This is a genomic window from Streptomyces sp. NPDC038280 (genome assembly GCF_055600045.1).
The window spans coordinates 89,178-108,122 of the sequence record NZ_JBVJYZ010000019.1 but is presented as its reverse complement, the minus strand read 5'-3'; the positions used below and the strand labels follow the sequence as shown (position 1 = coordinate 108,122).

Sequence of the window (18,945 nt, the reverse complement as noted above, 5' to 3'; positions counted from 1 at the left end):
CTCATGAGGACACCACATGTACACGTTCTTCTTCCGGCTGGTCTTCAAGCACATGGACCCCGAGCAGGCCCACCACCTGGCCTTCCGGTGGATCCGCCTCGCGGCCCGCGTCCCGGTGCTGCGGACCTTCCTCGCCGCCGTACTCGCCCCCCGCCACAAGGAACTGCGCACCGAGGCGTTCGGCCTGCGCATGCACGGCCCCTTCGGGCTCGCGGCCGGCTTCGACAAGAACGCCGTCGCCATCGACGGCATGTCGATGCTCGGCTTCGACCACGTCGAGATCGGCACCGTCACCGGCGAGGCCCAGCCCGGCAACCCCAAGAAGCGCCTCTTCCGGCTCGTGCCGGACCGCGCCCTGATCAACCGCATGGGCTTCAACAACGAGGGCTCCGCCGCCGTCGCCGCACGGCTCGCCGCACGCGTTCCGGTCTTCAGGACCGTCGTGGGCGTCAACATCGGCAAGACCAAGGCCGTCCCGGAGGACGAGGCGGCCGCCGACTACGTGAAGTCGACCGAGCGTCTCGCCCGCCACGCGGACTACCTGGTCGTCAACGTCTCCTCCCCGAACACGCCCGGTCTGCGCAACCTCCAGGCCACCGAGTCGCTCCGACCGCTGCTCACGGCCGTCCGCGAGGCCGCGGACCGCACGGTCACCGACCGCCGGGTCCCGCTCCTCGTCAAGATCGCACCGGACCTCGCGGACGAGGACGTCGACGCCGTCGCCGACCTCGCTCTGGAGCTGGGCCTGGACGGCATCATCGCCACCAACACCACCATCGCCCGCGAGGGCCTGGCCCTGAAGTCCTCGCCGTCCCTGGTCAAGGAGACCGGCGGACTGTCGGGGGCCCCGGTCAAGGCGCGCTCCCTGGAGGTCCTCAGGCGCCTCTACGCGCGCGTGGGGGACCGGATCACCCTCGTGGGCGTCGGCGGCATCGAGAACGCCGAGGACGCCTGGCAGCGCATCCTCGCCGGCGCCACGCTCGTCCAGGGGTACAGCGCCTTCATCTACGAGGGCCCCTTCTACGCCCGCGCGATCCACAAGGGCCTCGCCGCCCGCCTCGAGGCCAGCCCCTACGCCACCCTCGCCGACGCGGTCGGTGCCGAGACCCGAAAGGCCTCCCTGTGACCCTCGACTCCTTCGGCGCCCGTCTGCGCCATGCCATGGACACCCGGGGCCCGCTCTGCGTCGGCATCGACCCGCACGCCTCGCTGCTGAACGCCTGGGGCCTGAACGACGACATCCAGGGCCTCGAGACCTTCACGCGGACCGTGGTGGACGCGCTCGCCGACCGGGTCGCCGTCTTCAAGCCGCAGTCCGCGTTCTTCGAGCGCTTCGGCTCGAAGGGCATCGCCGTCCTCGAGCGGGCCGTCGCCGACCTGCGCGCCGCGGGGGGTCTGGTCGTCATGGACGCCAAGCGCGGTGACATCGGCTCGACCATGGCCGCCTACGCCGAGACCTTCCTGCGCAAGGACTCGCCGCTCTTCTCGGACGCGCTGACGGTCTCCCCGTACCTGGGCTACGGCTCGCTGCGCCCCGCCGTCGACCTGGCGCGGGAGAGCGGCGCGGGGCTCTTCGTCCTCGCGCTCACCTCCAACCCCGAGGGCGCCGAGGTCCAGCGGGCCGTCCGGGAGGACGGCCGCACGGTCGGGGCGACGATGCTCGCCCACCTCGCGGAGGAGAACGCCGGCGAGAGCCCCATGGGCTCCTTCGGAGCAGTCGTGGGCGCCACCCTCGGCGACCTGTCCTCCTTCGACCTGGACATCAACGGACCGCTCCTGGCCCCCGGCATCGGCGCCCAGGGCGCCACCCCCGCCGACCTCCCGGCGGTCTTCGGCGCCGCCGTGCGCAACGTGGTGCCCAATGTCAGCCGCGGTGTGCTGAAGCACGGTCCGGACGCGGCCGCGCTGCGGGACTCCGCCGCCCGGTACGCCGACGAGGTCAGGACGGCCGTGAACGGCTGAAGGTGACCGGATGCCGGACCCCGCCGGGACCGGTGGGTGGACAACCGGAAGATCGCTTGACGGAAACTTGGCTCAAATCCCGGTCTTTATGACCTAATTGTCCTGGTCGGTCGATGCTGACCAGGACTTTTAGTCTTTTCTCGCTGACTGGAGCGGCCATGGCCGCTAGTCTCCGTCGAGAGTCGGCGTTGCAACAGTCACTGGGTTGCCGCGTCGCTCCCCTGGTGTGGGGCGACCTCGTTCCTCACCGGTCCGTATCCGACAGTTCGACATCCGAGGTGACGTAGGCGTGGCTCTTCCGCCCCTTACCCCTGAACAGCGCGCAGCCGCGCTCGAAAAGGCCGCCGCGGCTCGCCGGGAGCGGGCCGAGGTCAAGAATCGACTCAAGCACTCCGGCGCCTCCCTGCAGGAGGTCATCAAGCAGGGCCAGGAGAACGACGTCATCGGCAAGATGAAGGTCTCCGCGCTCCTGGAGTCCCTGCCGGGCGTGGGCAAGGTCCGCGCCAAGCAGATCATGGAGCGCCTCGGCATCTCCGAGAGCCGCCGTGTGCGGGGTCTCGGCTCCAACCAGATCGCCTCCTTGGAGCGCGAGTTCGGCAGCACCGGCGCCTGAGTCCCGGGCACACCCGGGAAGCTGGAATAATCGCCGCATGGCTGCACACGTACGACCGCGGCTGACCGTGCTCTCCGGCCCCTCCGGGGTCGGCAAGAGCACGGTCGTCGCTCATATGCGCAAGGTCCACCCAGAGGTCTGGCTGTCGGTCTCCGCCACCACCCGCAAGCCGCGCCCCGGCGAGCGGGAGGGCGTCCAGTACTACTTCGTATCGGACGAGGACTTCGACAAGCTGGTCGCCAATGGCGAGCTGCTGGAGTGGGCCGAGTTCGCGGGCAACCGCTACGGCACGCCGCGCGGCGCCGTACTGGAGCGGCTGGACCGGGGTGAGCCCGTCCTCCTGGAGATCGACCTCCAGGGAGCGCGGCTGGTCCGCGAGTCGATGCCGGAGGCCCAGCTGGTCTTCCTGGCACCGCCGAGCTGGGACGAGCTGGTCCGTCGGCTGACCGGCCGGGGGACCGAGTCGCCCGAGGTCATCGAGCGCCGGCTCGGGGCCGCCAAGATCGAGCTGGCGGCCGAGTCGGAGTTCGACACCACCCTGGTCAACACCTCCGTCGAGGACGTGGCGCGTGAGCTGCTAGCCTTGATGGAAGTTGTTTGATCTTTTTCTGATCACCCCAGTAGTTTCTTCGGAAGGCTAGAGCGTGTCCTCTTCCATCACCGCGCCCGAGGGCATCATCAACCCGCCGATCGACGAGTTGCTCGAGGCCACTGACTCGAAGTACAGCCTCGTGATCTACGCGGCCAAGCGTGCACGCCAGATCAACGCGTACTACTCGCAGCTCGGTGAGGGCCTGCTCGAGTACGTGGGTCCGCTCGTGGACACCCACGTCCACGAGAAGCCGCTCTCGATCGCCCTGCGGGAGATCAACGCGGGACTGCTGACCTCCGAGGCCATCGAGGGCCCGGCCCAGTAGCGCATATCGCTTTTCACCACAGGCCCGGCGGAACATCCGCCGGGCCTGTGGTGTCTGATGGAGGGTGTCCGATGGAGGCGTACGAATCCGAATGCGGGGAGGCGCAGTGAGCGCGAGCGCGGGGGACAGGCCGAGGGTCGTCCTGGGGGTCACCGGCGGAATCGCCGCCTACAAGGCGTGCGAGCTGCTGCGGAGGCTCACTGAGTCCGGGCACGACGTACGGGTCGTGCCGACCGAGTCGGCGCTGCACTTCGTCGGCGCCGCCACCTGGTCGGCGCTCTCCGGCCATCCGGTCTCCACCGAGGTCTGGGCGGACGTCCACGAGGTCCCGCACGTACGGATCGGGCAGGCGGCCGACCTCGTCGTCGTGGCGCCGGCCACCGCCGACATGCTCGCCAAGGCCGCCCACGGACTCGCCGACGACCTGCTGACCAACACCCTCCTCACCGCACGCTGTCCGGTCGTGTTCGCGCCCGCCATGCACACCGAGATGTGGGAGCACCCCGCCACCCAGGAGAACGTGGCCACACTGCGCCGCCGAGGCGCCGTCGTCATCGAACCCGCGGTCGGCCGCCTCACCGGTGTCGACACCGGCAAGGGCCGGCTGCCCGACCCGGAGCAGATCTTCGAGGTCTGCCGGCGGGTGCTGGCCCGTGGCGTCGCCGAGCCGGATCTCCAGGGGCGCCACGTCGTGGTCAGCGCCGGTGGGACGCGCGAACCCCTCGACCCCGTCCGCTACCTGGGGAACCGGTCCTCCGGCAAGCAGGGATACGCGCTCGCCAAGGCCGCCGCCGCCCGGGGCGCCCGCGTCACCCTGGTCGAGGCGAACACCGGCATCCCGGACCCGGCGGGTGTCGACGTCGTCCACGTCGGTACCGCCGTCCAGCTGCGGGAGGCAGTCCTCAAGGCGGCCCCCGACGCCGACGCGGTGGTGATGGCCGCGGCGGTCGCGGACTTCCGCCCCGCCTCGTATGCCCCGGGGAAGATCAAGAAGAAGGACGACGGGGGAGCGCCGACCGTCGAGCTCGTCCGCAATCCCGACATCCTCGCCGAGATCTCCGCCGACCGGGCCCGCCCCGACCAGGTGATCGTCGGCTTCGCCGCCGAGACCGACGACGTCCTGGCCAACGGCCGCGAGAAGCTCCGTCGCAAGGGCTGCGACCTGCTCGTGGTCAATGAGGTCGGGGAGCGCAAGACCTTCGGCTCCGAGGAGAACGAAGCCGTGGTGCTGGCGGCGGACGGCGACGAGACGCCCGTCCCGTACGGCCCCAAGGAAGCGCTCGCGGAGACCCTCTGGGACCTGGTGGCACCGCGTCTCGCACCCCGGCCGGCCTAGAAAACCGCTGGAGCGCAGGTGAGAGCGCTCGGAAGGGATGGAATCGTGAAGATTCCAGACGAATTTCCGGTTAGCCTGAGGGCCGGACCAACTCGGTGATACCGGGCCTTCCGGTCGCCCGAGGGGGCCGTTCGCCGTACGGCGGGTGCCCCTTTCGCGGGTGATACGGCTCCCACCTTGCGAGACACCTGGTCCACCGGGCGAGAGCGCCCGATAAACTGTTCTCGGAACGACGCGGGGCGCAGCCCCCTGCCGGTCCTTCATTGATCAGCCAGCAGCCGCTGCAACCACAGGGAGCATTGTGTCCCGTCGTCTCTTCACCTCGGAGTCCGTGACCGAGGGTCACCCCGACAAGATCGCTGACCAGATCAGCGACACCATCCTCGACGCGTTGCTCCGCGAGGACCCCACCTCGCGTGTCGCCGTGGAGACCTTGATCACCACTGGTCTGGTGCACGTGGCCGGCGAGGTGACCACCAAGGCTTGGGCCGACATCCCCACCCTCGTACGCAACAAGATCCTCGAGATCGGGTACGACTCCTCGAAGAAGGGCTTCGACGGCGCGTCCTGCGGCGTCTCGGTCTCCATCGGGTCGCAGTCGCCCGACATCGCCCAGGGTGTGGACACGGCCTACGAGAAGCGGGTCGAGGGCGACGACGACGACCTCGACGCGCAGGGCGCCGGCGACCAGGGCCTGATGTTCGGCTACGCGTCCGACGAGACGCCCGAGCTGATGCCGCTCCCGATCCACATCGCGCACCGGCTGTCCCGCCGTCTCACCGAGGTCCGCAAGAACGGGACCATCCCGTACCTGCGCCCCGACGGCAAGACCCAGGTCACCATCGAGTACGACGGCGACAAGGCCGTCCGCCTCGACACCGTCGTCGTCTCCTCGCAGCACGCCTCGGACATCGACCTGGAGTCGCTGCTCGCGCCCGACATCCGCGAGTTCGTCGTGGAGCACGTCCTCAAGCAGCTCCTGGACGACGGCATCAAGCTGGACACCGAGGGCTACCGCCTGCTGGTGAACCCGACCGGTCGCTTCGAGATCGGCGGCCCGATGGGCGACGCCGGTCTCACCGGCCGCAAGATCATCATCGACACCTACGGCGGCATGGCCCGCCACGGTGGCGGCGCCTTCTCCGGCAAGGACCCGTCCAAGGTCGACCGCTCGGCCGCCTACGCCATGCGCTGGGTCGCCAAGAACGTCGTGGCCGCCGGCCTCGCCGCGCGCTGCGAGGTCCAGGTCGCGTACGCGATCGGCAAGGCGGAGCCGGTCGGTCTCTTCGTCGAGACCTTCGGCACCAACACCGTCGAGACCGAGAAGATCGAGAACGCCATCGCCGAGGTCTTCGACCTCCGCCCGGCCGCGATCATCCGCGACCTCGACCTGCTGCGCCCGATCTACGCCCAGACCGCGGCGTACGGCCACTTCGGCCGCGAGCTCCCCGACTTCACCTGGGAGCGCACGGACCGCGTGGACGCGCTGCGCAAGGCCGCCGGCCTGTAGTCACCGCTTCGCCACGAGAGCCCGGTACCCGGTGGGGTGCCGGGCTCTCGGCCGTTCCCGGGCTTCCCCCACGACCGCCACGGCTGTCAGTGGGGTCTGGTTGACTTTGGCTGTGAGCAGCGAGAACGAGACCCCCGAGCGCCCCGCGGGCGAGCCGCCGGAGCAGCTCGCGCTCATCAGGGAGACCGTCCGGAAGGCGAAGGTGCCCCGGGCGAAGCCACGGACGTGGCGGGGGGCGGCGCTGGCGAAGGAGCTGCCCGTCGCCCGCGTGGTCGTCAACAAGGGCGTGCTCCACCTCGATCAGTTCTTCGACTACGCGGTGCCCGAGGAGCTGGACGCGGACGCGCGGCCGGGAGTGCGGGTGCGGGTGCGGTTCGGCGCCGGGGCGCACCAGGTGCGCGACGGGCGGCGCGAGGGCGGACGGCTCATCGACGGGTTCGTGATCGAGCGGCGCGCCGACTCCGACTACTCCGGGCCGCTGGCCGCGCTCGCCGACGTCGTGTCGCCCGAGCCGGTGCTCAGCCCCGGCCTGCTCGGGCTGGCCCGCGCGGTCGCCGACCGGTACGCGGGCAGCCTCGCGGACGTGCTCCAGCTGGCGATCCCGCCGCGCAGCGCGCGCGCCGAGTCCAGGCCGTCGCCCGAGCCGCTGCCCGCGCCGCCCGCGCCGGAGCCCGGGACCTGGGGACGGTACGGAAAGGGGCCCGCGTTTCTGGCGGCGCTCGCGCAGGGCGGGGCGCCGCGCGCCGTCTGGAACGCGCTGCCCGGGCCGCACTGGGCCGAGGAGCTGGCCCGCGCGGTGGGCGCGACGCTGGCCTCTGGGCGTGGCGCACTGGTGGTCGTGCCCGACGGGCGGGCCGTCGCCCGCGTGGACGCGGCGCTGACGGCTCTCCTGGGGGAGGGGCGGCACGCCGTGCTCACGGCCGAGGCGGGGCCGGAGAAGCGCTACCGCGAGTGGCTCGCCGTCCGCCGGGGGGCGGTGCGGGCCGTCGTCGGGACGCGCGCCGCGATGTTCGCGCCGGTGCGCGATCTCGGGCTCGTCGCGATCTGGGACGACGGGGACTCCAGCCACAGCGAACTCCACGCGCCGCTGCCCCACGCCCGTGAAGTGCTGCTGCTGCGCGCCGCCCACGACAAGTGCGCCTTCCTGCTGGGCAGTACGAGCTGCACGGTGGAGGCGGCGCAGCTGGTCGAGACCGGGTGGGCGCTGCCGTTGGCGGCGGACCGGGAGCAGATACGGATCGCCGCGCCGCTCGTGCGGACCGTCGGCGACACGGACCTGGCGCGTGACGAGGCGGCCAGGGCGGCGCGGCTGCCGTCGCTCGCCTGGAACGTCGTACGGGACGGCCTGAAGAGCGGGCCCGTACTCGTCCAGGTACCGAGGCGCGGCTATGTTCCGAGGCTCGCCTGCGAGAGGTGCCGCACGCCCGCGCGCTGCCGGCACTGCGCGGGGCCGCTGGAGGCGCCGGAGCAGCAGGACCTGCGCTGCGGGTGGTGCGGGCGGGGGGAGCCCGGCTGGCACTGCTCCGAGTGCGGGGGGACGCGGCTGCGGGCCCAGGTGGTCGGCGCGCGGCGCACGGCGGAGGAGCTGGGGCGGGCGTTTCCGGCGGTGCCGGTACGGACGTCGGGCCGGGACCATGTGCTCGACACCGTGCCGGGGCGGCCGGCCCTCGTCGTCAGCACACCGGGCGCCGAGCCGGTCGCCGAGGGCGGGTACGCGGCCGCGCTGCTTCTCGACGGCTGGGCGATGCTCGGCAGGCCCGATCTGCGGGCCGGGGAGGAGGCGCTCCGGCGCTGGATCGACGCGGCGTCCCTGGTGCGCGGACAGGCAGAGGGCGGAACGGTCGTCGTCGTGGCCGAGCCGACGCTGAGGCCCGTGCAGGCGCTCGTGCGGTGGGACCCCGTCGGACACGCGCAGCGCGAGCTCGCGGAGCGGGCCGAGCTGGGCTTTCCCCCGGTGTCCAGAATGGCGGCGGTGAGCGGACGCCCGGAGGCCCTGGCCGCGTTCCTGGCGGCGGCCGAGCTGCCCCCCGACGCGGAGGTCCTGGGCCCGGTCCCCCTCCCGGTCACCCGCCCGGGCGGGCCCCGCCGCCCCGGCGACACCCCTCCGGGAGAACTCTGGGAACGCGCCCTGCTCCGCGTCCCCCCGGGCAGCGGGGCGGCCCTCGCGGCCTCCCTGAAGGCGGCCCAAGCGGCCCGGATGGCCCGGGGCGCGGGCGAACCCCTCCGAATCAGGGTGGACCCCCCGGACATCGGCTGAGGGGCCGACAGGGGCCGCCTGCGGCGGACTTGCCCCTGACCCGCTCCTTCCCGCACCGGGCTGCGCCCCGGCCCCGCCGGGGACCGTGCGGCGGGGCGGTCGTCCGGCCTCGTAGTCCCGTGGCACATCGAGCTTTCGCCGCAGGCCGTGCGGGCGGCAGCCGGGGCTTCGCCCCGGGGCCGGCCTCGTCGGCCCCTTGGGCTTGCGCCGCCGGTCGTGCCGGCAGTTGCCGCCCGGGCTACGGGGCCGGCGGCGCTCCGCACAAGCGCCGGCCCATGTGCGGGGTTCACGTGCGACCAGCGCACGCACTGCCGCCGCTCGCCCGTCCGTCGGGGGCTTCGCCCCGGCGTGCCCGTCACCACGCGGCTTCGCTCGTGGCGGCGAGCCGACGCCGGGCACCGCGCCGCGCTGCCGGCGGCTTCCGCCCTGTCAGGGGGCGTGCCCAATCGTCGCGGCACACCACAGCCGCCCACCGCACCCCGTACGGCAAGGCGGCCAGGGCGCCGGGAGTCAGCCGTTGCGGGGGCCGGGGAAGGCGTTGGGGCGGAGGTCCTCGCGGAGGGACTGGGTGGTGGCCGTGGGCTGGGGAGGCATCGAGCGGGCCGCCGGGACCGCGGGGACGGGCGGGACGGGGAGGGTGCGGGTCGTGCCCGGCTCCGGGGTGCGGTCGGGGTCCACCACGGTGCCCGCGGGCTGCACCGCGCGCCGCGCGCCGTACCGGCGGTGGACCGCCTGCTTCGTGACCCCGAGCGCCGAGCCCACCGCGTCCCACGAGAAGCCCAGCGAGCGGTCGAAGTCCACCGCGGCGGTCACCAGGGTCTCGACGCTGTCCCGCAGTTCCTGGGCGAGGCGGACTGTCGGGGCCGGAGCCCTGCCGTACACGACGAAGCCCGTCGACGGGCCGGAGCGGCGCGGACGGTAGACATTGCCCAGCTGGGCCGTGAGCGTGCGCAGAGCGTCCACCTGCCGGCGGACCCGCTCGATGTCCCGCACCAGCAGGTGCAGGCTTGCCCGGGCTTGGGCGTCGTGCGTTGCGTGGTCGGCCATTTACAAGCCTCTCGAACCGGCGTTGAAAAGGATCGGGCCGCACCGGGGCGGCCCGTTTTGGTCAATCTCACTTGACCAACGCTCCAGCCGTCGTTGTGGTCACGCTGTGGGGGCGTATGCGCATATGCGCGGGGCGCACACCCATACGTACGCCCCCTGGCGCCCCGGCCCATAGACTGGTGCGCTGCCCGCAACCCGCCCCGAACAGACAGGCAGTCAGCCAACGATGAAGCTCGTCTTCGCAGGCACCCCCGAGGTCGCCGTACCCGCCCTGGACGCCCTGCTCGCCTCCGGGCGGCACGAGGTGGCCGCGGTCGTCACCCGTCCCGACGCGCCCGCCGGGCGCGGCCGCAGGCTGGTCGCGAGCCCGGTGGCCGAGCGGGCGGAGGAGGCGGGGATCGAGGTCCTCAAGCCGCACCGGCCGCGCGACGAGGAGTTCCTCGCCCGGCTGCGCGAGATCGCCCCCGACTGCTGCCCGGTCGTCGCCTACGGCGCGCTGCTGCCCAAGTCCGCCCTCGACATCCCGGCCCGGGGCTGGGTCAACCTGCACTTCTCGCTGCTGCCGGCCTGGCGCGGCGCCGCGCCCGTCCAGCACTCCCTCATGGCCGGCGACGAGGTCACCGGCGCTTCGACGTTCCTGATCGAGGAGGGGCTGGACTCCGGGCCGGTGTACGGAGTCGTCACCGAGGACGTGCGCCCCACCGACACCAGCGGCGACCTGCTCACCCGGCTCGCCTTCGCCGGCGCCGGGCTGCTGGCCGCCACCATGGACGGCATCGAGGACGGCACCCTGAAGGCCGTCCCGCAGCCGACCGAGGGCATCACCCTCGCCCCGAAGATCACCGTCGAGAACGCCCGGGTGGACTGGACGGCGCCGGCCATGCGCGTCGACCGCGTCGTCCGCGGCTGCACCCCCGCGCCCGGCGCCTGGACCGTCTTCCGCGGCGAGCGGCTCAAGCTGATCCAGGCCGCCCCCGTCCCCGACCGCGTCGACCTGCGGCCCGGTGAGCTCGCCGTCGGCAAGAACAACGTCTACGCCGGCACCGGCTCGCACGCCGTCGAGCTGCTCTGGGTCCAGCCCCAGGGCAAGAAGCCGATGCGGGCCGCCGACTGGGCGCGCGGAGTGCGGATCGCCCCGGGGGAGAAGGTCGGCGCCGCGGACGTAGGCTGAGAGGGTTCAACCTCTCACTTCGTCAGCGGAGCACCTTTTGAGCGAGCAGGCACGTCGCCGTCCCCCCACGCCGCACCGGCGCCCCAAGAAGGATCCCGTCCGGATCCTCGCCTTCGAGGCGCTGCGGGCCGTCGACGAGCGTGACGCCTACGCGAACCTCGTCCTGCCCCCGCTGCTCAAGAAGGCCAGGGACAAGGGCGACTTCGACGGCCGGGACGCGGCGCTCGCCACCGAGCTGGTGTACGGGACGCTGCGGCGCCAGGGGACCTACGACGCGATCATCTCGGCCTGCGTCGACCGGCCGCTGCGCGAGGTGGACCCGCCGGTGCTGGACGTACTGGCGCTCGGCGTCCACCAGCTCCTGGGCACCCGCATCCCCACCCACGCCGCGGTCTCCGCGAGCGTGGAGCTGGCCCGGGTGGTGCTCGGCGACGGGCGGGCGAAGTTCGTCAACGCGGTGCTCAGGAAGGTCTCGCGGCAGGACCTGGACGCCTGGCTCGAACAGGTCGCGCCGCCGTACGAGGAGGACGCCGAGGACCACCTCGCCGTCACGCACTCGCACCCCCGCTGGATCGTCTCCGCCCTGTGGGACGCGCTCGGCGGCGGACGCGCGGGCATCGAGGACCTCCTGGAGGCCGACAACGAGAGGCCCGAGGTCACCCTCGTCGCCCGGCCCGGGCGCTCCACACCGGACGAGCTGCTCGAGGTCCTGGGCGAGGAGTCCGGGCTGCCCGGGCGCTGGTCCCCGTACGCGGTGCGGATGGCGGAGGGCGGAGAGCCCGGCGCGCTGGCCCCGCTGCAGGAGAACCGCGCGGGCGTCCAGGACGAGGGCAGCCAGCTCGTCGCGATCGCCCTCGCCAACGCCCCCCTCGAGGGTCCCGACGCCCGCTGGCTCGACGGGTGCGCCGGCCCCGGCGGCAAGGCGGCCCTGCTGGGCGCGCTCGCCGCCGAGCGCGGCGCCGCGCTCCTCGCCTCCGAGAAGCAGCCCCACCGCGCCCGGCTCGTCGAGCGGGCCCTGGCCGGCAACCCCGGTCCGTACCAGGTCATCACCGCCGACGGCACCAGGCCGCCGTGGCGCCCCGGGTCCTTCGACCGGGTCCTCATGGACGTCCCCTGCTCCGGCCTCGGCGCCCTGCGGCGCCGCCCGGAGGCCCGCTGGCGCCGGCGTCCCGAGGACCTGGAGAGCTTCGCCCCGCTCCAGCGCGGGCTGCTCACCGAGGCCCTGCAGGCCGTCCGGGTGGGCGGAGTGGTGGGCTACGCGACCTGCTCCCCGCACCTGGCCGAGACCCGGGCCGTCGTGAACGACGTACTGAAGAAGACGGACGGCGCGGAGCTGATCGACGCGCGGCCGCTCATGCCCGGCGTGCCCGCGCTCGGCGACGGGCCGGACGTACAGCTGTGGCCGCATCTGCACGGCACGGACGCGATGTACCTCGCGCTCGTACGGCGCACCGCCTGACCCTCCCGCCCAGGACGGGGAAGGCGGACGGGGCCCTCGGAAAGCCGGGATTGCCCGGACTGTGGGGGTCCCGTCGGGCATCGCTGCCGAACGAACCCGCTCCGAAACCGCTTCGCGGCAAAGAAGTGGCCAAGAGCATGGCAGGCTTGGCACATGGCCCAGATCTACCCCAGCATTCTGTCCGCAGACTTCGCCCGCCTCGCCGAGGAGGCCAAGGCCGTCGAAGGTGCCGACTGGCTCCATGTCGATGTGATGGACAACCACTTCGTGCCCAACCTGACCCTGGGTGTGCCGATCGTGGAATCGCTCAGCCGGGCGACCCAGACGCCGCTGGACTGCCATCTCATGATCGAGGACCCGGACCGCTGGGCGCCGCAGTACGTCGAGGCGGGCGCCGGTTCGGTCACCTTCCACGTCGAGGCGGCGGCCGCGCCCGTGCGGCTGGCGCGGGAGATCAGGGCCAAGGGCGCCCGCGCCTCCATGGCGCTGAAGCCCGCGACGCCCATCGAGCCGTTCGAGGACCTGCTCCCCGAGCTCGACATGCTGCTCATCATGACCGTGGAGCCGGGCTTCGGCGGCCAGGCGTTCCTGGACATCATGCTGCCGAAGATCCGCCGCACCCGTGAGCTGATCTCCAAGCACGGCCTGGAGCTGTGGCTGCAGGTCGACGGCGGCGTCTCGGATTCCACGATCGAGCGGTGCGCCGAGGCCGGGGCGGACGTCTTCGTCGCGGGGTCGGCCGTCTACGGCGCGCAGGACCCCGCGCAGGCCGTGCGCTCGCTGCGGGACAAGGCGGACCGGACGATCGCCGCGGCACCCTGGGCATGCGCCCACTGAGCCGGGGTGACGCCGTGCGACCGCCGGGCCACGGGCAGATGAACGCAGCCCAACAGGACTGATCAAGGACCGTCGCATCTGACAGGATGAACGGCGAGTCCAGAGTGTGAACAGCAGTGAGGAGATCGCGGTGTCGGGTATGTCGGCGGGACGGTCAGCCCTGCGGATGGGACCCGCGGAGCTGGTGCAGGCGGCGGCCATGGCCCGCCGTTTCTACCTCGAGGGCAAGTCCAAGATCCAGATCGCGGAGGAGTTCGGCGTCAGCCGCTTCAAGGTCGCGCGGGTCCTGGAGACGGCTCTCGAGCGCGATCTCGTACGGATCGAGATCCGGGTGCCCGCCGAGCTGGACGCCGAGCGCTCCGACGCGCTCCGCGCCCGCTACGGCCTCCGCCACGCGGTCGTCGTCGAGTCCCCGTCCGAGGGCGAGGACGAGTCACCGGACCCGGAGAACCTCGGTGAGGTCGCCGCCGACCTGCTGGGCGAGCTGGTGAACGAGGGCGATGTCCTCGGACTGGCCTGGGGCCGTTCCACCATCCACATGGCAGCCGCCCTCGACCGGCTTCCCCCCTGCACCGTCGTCCAGCTCACGGGCGTGTACGACGCCGGGACCGCCGAGCGCGGCTCGGTGGAGGCCGTCCGGCGGGCCGCCCAGGTCTCCGGCGGAGAGGCCCACCCCATCTACGCGCCGATGCTGCTGCCCGACCCGGCCACCGCGGCCGCGCTGCGCAACCAGACAGGGATCGCCCGGGCCTTCGAGTACTTCGACAAGGTGACGGTCGCGGCCGTCTCCATCGGGTCCTGGGAGCCGGGCATCTCCACCGTCCACGACATGCTCTCGGACGAGGAGCGCGCCCACTACGCCTCCCTCGGTGTGGCCGCCGAGATGTCGGCGCACCTCTTCGACGCGCAGGGCCGCCGGGTCGGGCGCGACCTGGGGGAGCGGTGCATCACCGTCGAGGCGGACCGGCTGCGCCGGATCCCCGAGGTCGTGGCGATCGCGGGCGGTCAGCGCAAGGCGGCGGCGATCGGGGCCGTCCTGAGGTCCGGCCTCGTCACCAGCCTCGTCACCGACACAGCGGCGGCCGACTTCCTGCTGACGGAGTCCGAGCCCGGCCCGCGTCCGGCGCTCGAGCGGGCCGACCCGGACGAGTGAGCCGGCGGGGGCGAAGCCCCTTTTGGAGGATTCGACAAGAGGAACCCCCCAAGCCCTGGACGTTCGGCCGGGGCCGCATGGGCGTGCGGGCGTGGGACAATGAACTACGTGCTTTTTCCCCTGGCTGAAATGCCTAGGGGCCACTCCGAACGACTGGGATGTTCAGCACGTGCGTTTCCTCAATGACGTCAAGCCGCCGTACGACCTCACGTACGACGATGTGTTCATGGTGCCGAGCCGCTCGGCCGTCGGTTCCCGCCAGGGCGTGGACCTCTCCTCGCCCGATGGCACCGGTACGACGATCCCGCTGGTCGTGGCCAACATGACCGCCATCGCCGGCCGCCGCATGGCCGAGACCGTAGCCCGCCGTGGTGGCCTCGTCGTCATCCCCCAGGACATCCCGATCGAGGTCGTCACCGACGTCATCTCCTGGGTCAAGAGCCGCCACCACGTGCTCGACACCCCGATCGTGCTGGCTCCCCACCAGACCGTCGCCGACGCGCTGTCCCTGCTCCCCAAGCGGGCGCACGACGCGGGCGTCGTCGTGGACGAGGACCAGCGGCCGATCGGTGTCGTCACCGACGCCGACCTGTCCGGCGTGGACCGCTTCACCCAGCTGTCCGAGGTGATGACCCGCGAGCTGCTGCTGCTCGACGCGGACATCGACCCGCGCGACGCCTTCAACAAGCTGGACCAGGCCAACCACCGCTACGCCCCCGCCGTGGACAAGGACGGCCGTCTCGTCGGCATCCTGACCCGCAAGGGCGCGCTGCGCGCGACCCTCTACACCCCGGCGGTCGACGGCCGGGGCAGGCTGCGCATCGCCGCCGCCGTGGGTATCAACGGCGATGTCGCGGGCAAGGCCAAGCAGCTCCTCGACGCCGGCGCGGACACCATCGTCGTGGACACCGCGCACGGCCACCAGGAGTCCATGATCTCCGCGGTCAAGGCCGTCCGCGGCCTCGACCCCCAGGTCCCGATCGTGGCGGGCAACATCGTCGCCGCCGAGGGTGTGCGCGACCTGATCGAGGCCGGCGCGGACATCATCAAGGTCGGTGTCGGACCCGGCGCCATGTGCACCACGCGCATGATGACCGGCGTCGGCCGCCCGCAGTTCTCGGCCGTGCTCGAGTGCGCCGCCGAGGCGAAGAAGTACGGCAAGCACGTCTGGGCCGACGGCGGTGTCCGTCACCCGCGCGACGTCGCCATGGCGCTCGCCGCCGGTGCCTCCAACGTCATGATCGGCTCCTGGTTCGCCGGCACGTACGAGTCCCCGGGCGACCTCCAGCAGGACGCGAACGGCCGGTTCTACAAGGAGTCCTTCGGCATGGCCTCCGCCCGCGCCGTCCGCAACCGCACCAGTGAGGAGTCGGCCTACGACCGCGCCCGCAAGGCGCTGTTCGAGGAGGGCATCTCCACCTCGCGGATGTTCCTCGACCCGACCCGCCCGGGCGTCGAGGACCTGATCGACTCGATCATCGCGGGCGTCCGCTCCTCCTGCACCTACGCCGGTGCGGGCTCGCTCGCCGAGTTCGAGGAGAAGGCGGTCGTCGGCATCCAGAGCGCCGCCGGATACGCCGAGGGCAAGCCGCTGCACGCCAGCTGGAGCTGACCCTTCCGCAGGCAGGACGGGCTCACGACGGTCCCCGGGAATCTTTCCGGGGACCGTCGTCGTTTCCGCGCGCCTTCCTCGTCAATCGGCTCGGCCGACGAAGCCCGCCGCGCGCAGCGCCCCCGCGACCGCCTCGGCGAGCCGGGCGTGGCCCGCGTCGTTCGGGTGGAGGCCGTCGGCGAGCTGGTCCGGGGTGAGGAGGCCCCCGCCCGGCAGGAGGGCCAGCCGCGCGTCGCCCGCCGCGATGAGGTCCCGGACCGCCTCCTCCATCGCCGTACGCAGCTCGCCCAGCGTCGCCGCGAGGGCGTTGCCGGTCGACTCGGCGTCCGGACGCAGGACGGGGGAGACGAGCAGCAGGGGGGTGTCGGGGTGGCCATGGCGTACGAGGGTGATGAAGGCCCGGGTCGTCTCGTACAGCAGCGGCGCCGAGTACGGGACCCGGGACCAGCAGTTCGTGCCGAAGGCGAGCGTGAGCAGATCGGCGGGGAGCGCCGAGAGCTGCTCGGCGACCGGGAGCTCGCCCCGGGCCGCGCCCGCGTAGCCGAGGTTGACGGTGTCCAGGCCCAGCGCGCGGCCCGCGACGGCGGGCCAGGCGTGCGCCGGGCGGGTGGACCACCAGCCCTCGGTGATGGAGTCGCCGTGCACCACCCAGCGGGGTCGTGCGGGGGCGGGCTCCACCGCGCCCCCGACGGCCCGTACGCCCAGGATCACCGGAGCCTGTGCCTCCGGCGGATGGACGGTGAACGGTCCGGTGCCGTCCGGGAGCCGTATCGTGATCGCCGCTTCCTCGGCCGGTTCGGTGAACGACTCGGCGAGGCACCGGCCGTCGTGCCACAGCGAGAAGCAGTGCGCCAGCTCCCGCATGGCGTCGGCCGGCCCCGGCACGGCCGCGCGATAGCGGATCTCCACGGCCCGGGTGCCGGGCGCGGCCGTGAACTCGAGCCGTACCCCGATCGGCAACTCCGCCCGTTCGGCCGTGTCCCACGGGAGCCGGGCCATGTCGGCGGGGTCCGCGCGTACCGGCCGGCCCTTGTCCAGCCAGGCCGTGCCGCGCAGAAAGGGGCCAGGGTCCAACCAGCTCATCGAGGGCCTCCGATCGTCGGGTACGGGAACTTCACCCCTACCCCGCCATCCACCACCAACGTCTGCCCGGTGACATAGGAAGACATCGGCGAGGCCAGGAAGTGCAGGGCCGCGGCGATGTCGGAGGTCGAGGCGACCCGGCCGAGCGGCGCGTTCGCGGCGTTCCGGCGGCGGCCCTCCTCGCCGAGGAGCTCCGCCACCCGGGGCGTCCACACGACCCCCGGGGCGACCGCGTTGACCCGCACCCCTCGGGGCCCCAGCTCCACGGCCGCCGACCGCACGAGGGACACCAGGCCCGCCTTCGCCGCCCCGTAGGCGGCGTGCAGCGGCGCGCCGGTGAGGCCGGAGACGGAGGCGACGAAGACCAGCGGGCCCCCACCGGACGCGGCGACGGCCTCGCCGCCGTACTGGACGGCGAGCCACGCGTGCCGCAGCACGACGGCGAAGTGCCAGTCCCAGGCGGCGTCGTCCAGGTCCATGAGGTCGGCGTACCGCGCCATCCCGACGATGTCGACGACGCCGTGCACCGCGCCCAACTGCCGTGAGGCGTCGGCGAAAAGCGCTTGAACGGACTCCCGGTCCGTCACGTCGCAGACGTACGGCACTCCGCCCGTCTCGCGTGCGACGGCCTCGGCGCGGTCCTCCTCGACGTCGACGCACAGGACCCGCGCGCCGACGGCCGCGAGCGCGTGCGCGGTCTGCCGCCCGATGCCGTTGCCCGCGCCGAGCACCACGAAGGCACGGCCGTCGAGCCGGTGCAGCTGGGCGTAGTCCGGTACCAGCTCCGCCATCAGCGCGGCCGGGGTGTGTACGACGCCAGCTCCGGGATGACTTCCTTCCCGAGGATCTCGATCGTGCGCAGGATCTCCCGGTGCTCCAGATAGCCCCACTGGACGTAACAGATCAACTGGTCGACGCCCAGGTCCGCGTAGCGCTTGGCCTTCCGTACGATCGTCTCCGCGTCACCTATGAGAATCATGTCCCCGTCGCTGAACTCCCTGACGGGGACGTTCCCTTCGAGGATCGGGGCGAGCAGCGGAAAGGCCTTCGCGCGCTCCCCGGGCGGCAGATGGGGCAGTTCCCAGTCGAGGGTGAACCGGGCGAGATTGCCGTACCACCAGGCCACGGAGTCCCACACGCGCTGCCCCGGCCGTTCCGCGGCGTGGACCAGGGTGTAGGCGCTGACCCGGTTCGTGGTGACGTCCGTGAGCGGGGACGCGGTGCGCGCGGCGGCGCGGTAGGCCGTCACCTGACGGGCCATCGCCTCCAGCGGCTGCATGATCGAGAACGACAGCAGACCGAGCCCGGCCGCCCCGGCCACCTCCGCCGAGCCGGGCGAGGTGGCCGCCATCCAGCACGGCGGATGCGGGTCCTGCACGGGCTTGGGGGTGACCATGCGCCGGGGGAAGCTGAATCTCGGGGACTCGTACGCGAAGTACTCCTCGCGCCACATGGCCGTGACGATCTCGACCGCCTCGCGCCAGTCGGCCCGCGACTGCTCGCGGTCCACCCCGAACGCGGCCTGTTCCATGGGGGTGGACCGGCCCGTGCCCCACTCGACCCGGCCGCCCGACAGCACGTCCACCGTGGCGACCTTCTCAGCGATCCGCTGCGGCGGAGTGAAGCCGAACGGGGTGAGGGTGACGCCGAAGCCGAGCCGGATCCGCTCGGTCAGCCCGGCCAGATGCCCCAGGAGCACCTCGGGAGCGGGGCAGTGCGAGCGGCCCTCACGGAAGTGGTGCTCCACCGCCCAGACCGTACGGAACCCGGCCCGGTCGGCGAGTCTGATCTGCTCGACGGCCTCGCGGTACGCGCGCTGCTCGGCAGCGCGCTGCCCGTGCGGATGCGGTCCGTCCCACGGTCTGGGGACGTCGATCTCGTACAGCACATCCAGCTCCATGGCGGTGGAGCGTGGGTCATCGCGCACCAAGAGTCAATGCACACGACACCGGGTCCGGAGAAGGGCCTCAGCACCCCCGATGTGTCGA

Annotated in this window: 17 protein-coding genes; 13 read left to right on the top strand and 4 right to left on the bottom strand. The window is 72.6% G+C overall.

Annotated elements, in window-relative coordinates; all coding sequences use genetic code 11:
* Positions 1-16: 16 nt before the first annotated feature.
* The 8 genes from ACZ7J0_RS29125 to ACZ7J0_RS29090 all read left to right on the top strand — a co-directional run bounded on the left by ACZ7J0_RS29125 (position 17) and on the right by ACZ7J0_RS29090 (position 8,595).
* Positions 17-1,126 (top strand): quinone-dependent dihydroorotate dehydrogenase, encoded by a 1,110-nt coding sequence (locus ACZ7J0_RS29125; protein WP_470892280.1) that lies wholly within the window; start codon positions 17-19, stop codon positions 1,124-1,126.
* Positions 1,123-1,962: an orotidine-5'-phosphate decarboxylase gene (pyrF, locus tag ACZ7J0_RS29120; RefSeq protein WP_470892278.1), complete on the top strand. Its 840-nt coding sequence runs from the start codon at positions 1,123-1,125 to the stop codon at positions 1,960-1,962. The genes ACZ7J0_RS29125 and pyrF overlap by 4 nt, the downstream gene beginning before the upstream one ends.
* Before the next feature lie 289 nt (positions 1,963-2,251).
* On the top strand, positions 2,252-2,575 hold the full coding sequence (locus tag ACZ7J0_RS29115; RefSeq protein ID WP_451487703.1) for an integration host factor: 324 nt from the start codon (positions 2,252-2,254) through the stop codon (positions 2,573-2,575).
* A 37-nt stretch (positions 2,576-2,612) separates the two neighbouring features.
* The gene (gmk, locus tag ACZ7J0_RS29110) at positions 2,613-3,176 is read left to right on the top strand and encodes a guanylate kinase (protein ID WP_470892276.1); all 564 of its coding nucleotides are present in this window, start codon (positions 2,613-2,615) and stop codon (positions 3,174-3,176) included.
* A gap of 43 nt (positions 3,177-3,219) precedes the next feature.
* Positions 3,220-3,492, top strand: a complete 273-nt coding sequence (rpoZ, locus tag ACZ7J0_RS29105; protein ID WP_005319902.1) for a DNA-directed RNA polymerase subunit omega — start codon at positions 3,220-3,222, stop codon at positions 3,490-3,492.
* Between the two features lie 91 nt (positions 3,493-3,583).
* Entirely contained in the window at positions 3,584-4,828 is a 1,245-nt protein-coding gene (gene coaBC, locus ACZ7J0_RS29100) for a bifunctional phosphopantothenoylcysteine decarboxylase/phosphopantothenate--cysteine ligase CoaBC (protein WP_470892274.1), read from the top strand.
* A gap of 301 nt (positions 4,829-5,129) precedes the next feature.
* Positions 5,130-6,338 carry a methionine adenosyltransferase gene (gene metK / locus ACZ7J0_RS29095; RefSeq protein WP_470892272.1) on the top strand — a complete coding sequence of 403 codons (1,209 nt, stop codon included), beginning with the start codon at positions 5,130-5,132 and terminating at the stop codon, positions 6,336-6,338.
* Positions 6,339-6,450: 112 nt separating this feature from the next.
* Complete coding sequence (locus tag ACZ7J0_RS29090; RefSeq protein WP_470892270.1) at positions 6,451-8,595, top strand: primosomal protein N'; 2,145 nt, start codon at positions 6,451-6,453, stop codon at positions 8,593-8,595.
* 510 nt (positions 8,596-9,105) lie between these two features.
* Here the strand turns inward: ACZ7J0_RS29090 and ACZ7J0_RS29085 are convergent.
* The gene (locus ACZ7J0_RS29085) at positions 9,106-9,642 is read right to left on the bottom strand and encodes a hypothetical protein (protein WP_470892268.1); all 537 of its coding nucleotides are present in this window, start codon (positions 9,640-9,642) and stop codon (positions 9,106-9,108) included.
* Between the two features lie 226 nt (positions 9,643-9,868).
* On the opposite strand from ACZ7J0_RS29085, the gene fmt reads away from it, so the two are divergent.
* The 5 genes from fmt to ACZ7J0_RS29060 all read left to right on the top strand — a co-directional run bounded on the left by fmt (position 9,869) and on the right by ACZ7J0_RS29060 (position 15,874).
* Positions 9,869-10,813: a methionyl-tRNA formyltransferase gene (gene fmt / locus ACZ7J0_RS29080; protein WP_470892266.1), complete on the top strand. Its 945-nt coding sequence runs from the start codon at positions 9,869-9,871 to the stop codon at positions 10,811-10,813.
* Positions 10,814-10,850: 37 nt separating this feature from the next.
* Positions 10,851-12,272 (top strand): RsmB/NOP family class I SAM-dependent RNA methyltransferase, encoded by a 1,422-nt coding sequence (locus ACZ7J0_RS29075; RefSeq protein WP_470892264.1) that lies wholly within the window; start codon positions 10,851-10,853, stop codon positions 12,270-12,272.
* A 153-nt stretch (positions 12,273-12,425) separates the two neighbouring features.
* Positions 12,426-13,109 (top strand): ribulose-phosphate 3-epimerase, encoded by a 684-nt coding sequence (gene rpe, locus ACZ7J0_RS29070; protein ID WP_470892262.1) that lies wholly within the window; start codon positions 12,426-12,428, stop codon positions 13,107-13,109.
* A 106-nt stretch (positions 13,110-13,215) separates the two neighbouring features.
* Complete coding sequence (locus tag ACZ7J0_RS29065; RefSeq protein ID WP_468713092.1) at positions 13,216-14,262, top strand: sugar-binding transcriptional regulator; 1,047 nt, start codon at positions 13,216-13,218, stop codon at positions 14,260-14,262.
* A 169-nt stretch (positions 14,263-14,431) separates the two neighbouring features.
* Complete coding sequence (locus ACZ7J0_RS29060; protein WP_470892260.1) at positions 14,432-15,874, top strand: GuaB1 family IMP dehydrogenase-related protein; 1,443 nt, start codon at positions 14,432-14,434, stop codon at positions 15,872-15,874.
* An 81-nt stretch (positions 15,875-15,955) separates the two neighbouring features.
* Here the strand turns inward: ACZ7J0_RS29060 and ACZ7J0_RS29055 are convergent, their stop codons facing one another.
* From ACZ7J0_RS29055 to ACZ7J0_RS29045, 3 genes are read right to left on the bottom strand one after another with little or no spacing between them, the layout of a single operon-like run.
* Complete coding sequence (locus tag ACZ7J0_RS29055) at positions 15,956-16,957, bottom strand: GDSL-type esterase/lipase family protein (protein WP_470892258.1); 1,002 nt, start codon at positions 16,955-16,957, stop codon at positions 15,956-15,958.
* The gene (locus ACZ7J0_RS29050) at positions 16,954-17,748 is read right to left on the bottom strand and encodes an SDR family NAD(P)-dependent oxidoreductase (protein ID WP_470892256.1); all 795 of its coding nucleotides are present in this window, start codon (positions 17,746-17,748) and stop codon (positions 16,954-16,956) included. The genes ACZ7J0_RS29055 and ACZ7J0_RS29050 overlap by 4 nt, the downstream gene beginning before the upstream one ends.
* Positions 17,748-18,857 (bottom strand): LLM class flavin-dependent oxidoreductase, encoded by a 1,110-nt coding sequence (locus ACZ7J0_RS29045; RefSeq protein WP_470892254.1) that lies wholly within the window; start codon positions 18,855-18,857, stop codon positions 17,748-17,750. Before ACZ7J0_RS29045 ends, ACZ7J0_RS29050 begins: the two co-directional genes overlap by 1 nt.
* Between the last annotated feature and the right edge of the window lie 88 nt (positions 18,858-18,945).

Excerpts from the sequence above, each read along its gene's own strand:
- ACZ7J0_RS29125 (WP_470892280.1), top strand. The coding sequence starts at position 17 with ATGTACACGTTCTTCTTCCGGCTGGTCTTCAAGCACATGGACCCCGAG.
- gmk (WP_470892276.1), top strand. The coding sequence starts at position 2,613 with ATGGCTGCACACGTACGACCGCGGCTGACCGTGCTCTCCGGCCCCTCC.
- coaBC (WP_470892274.1), top strand. The coding sequence starts at position 3,584 with ATGCGGGGAGGCGCAGTGAGCGCGAGCGCGGGGGACAGGCCGAGGGTC.
- ACZ7J0_RS29085 (WP_470892268.1), bottom strand. The coding sequence starts at position 9,642 with ATGGCCGACCACGCAACGCACGACGCCCAAGCCCGGGCAAGCCTGCAC.
- fmt (WP_470892266.1), top strand. The coding sequence starts at position 9,869 with ATGAAGCTCGTCTTCGCAGGCACCCCCGAGGTCGCCGTACCCGCCCTG.
- rpe (WP_470892262.1), top strand. The coding sequence starts at position 12,426 with ATGGCCCAGATCTACCCCAGCATTCTGTCCGCAGACTTCGCCCGCCTC.
- ACZ7J0_RS29055 (WP_470892258.1), bottom strand. The coding sequence starts at position 16,957 with ATGAGCTGGTTGGACCCTGGCCCCTTTCTGCGCGGCACGGCCTGGCTG.
- ACZ7J0_RS29050 (WP_470892256.1), bottom strand. The coding sequence starts at position 17,748 with ATGGCGGAGCTGGTACCGGACTACGCCCAGCTGCACCGGCTCGACGGC.
- ACZ7J0_RS29045 (WP_470892254.1), bottom strand. The coding sequence starts at position 18,857 with ATGGAGCTGGATGTGCTGTACGAGATCGACGTCCCCAGACCGTGGGAC.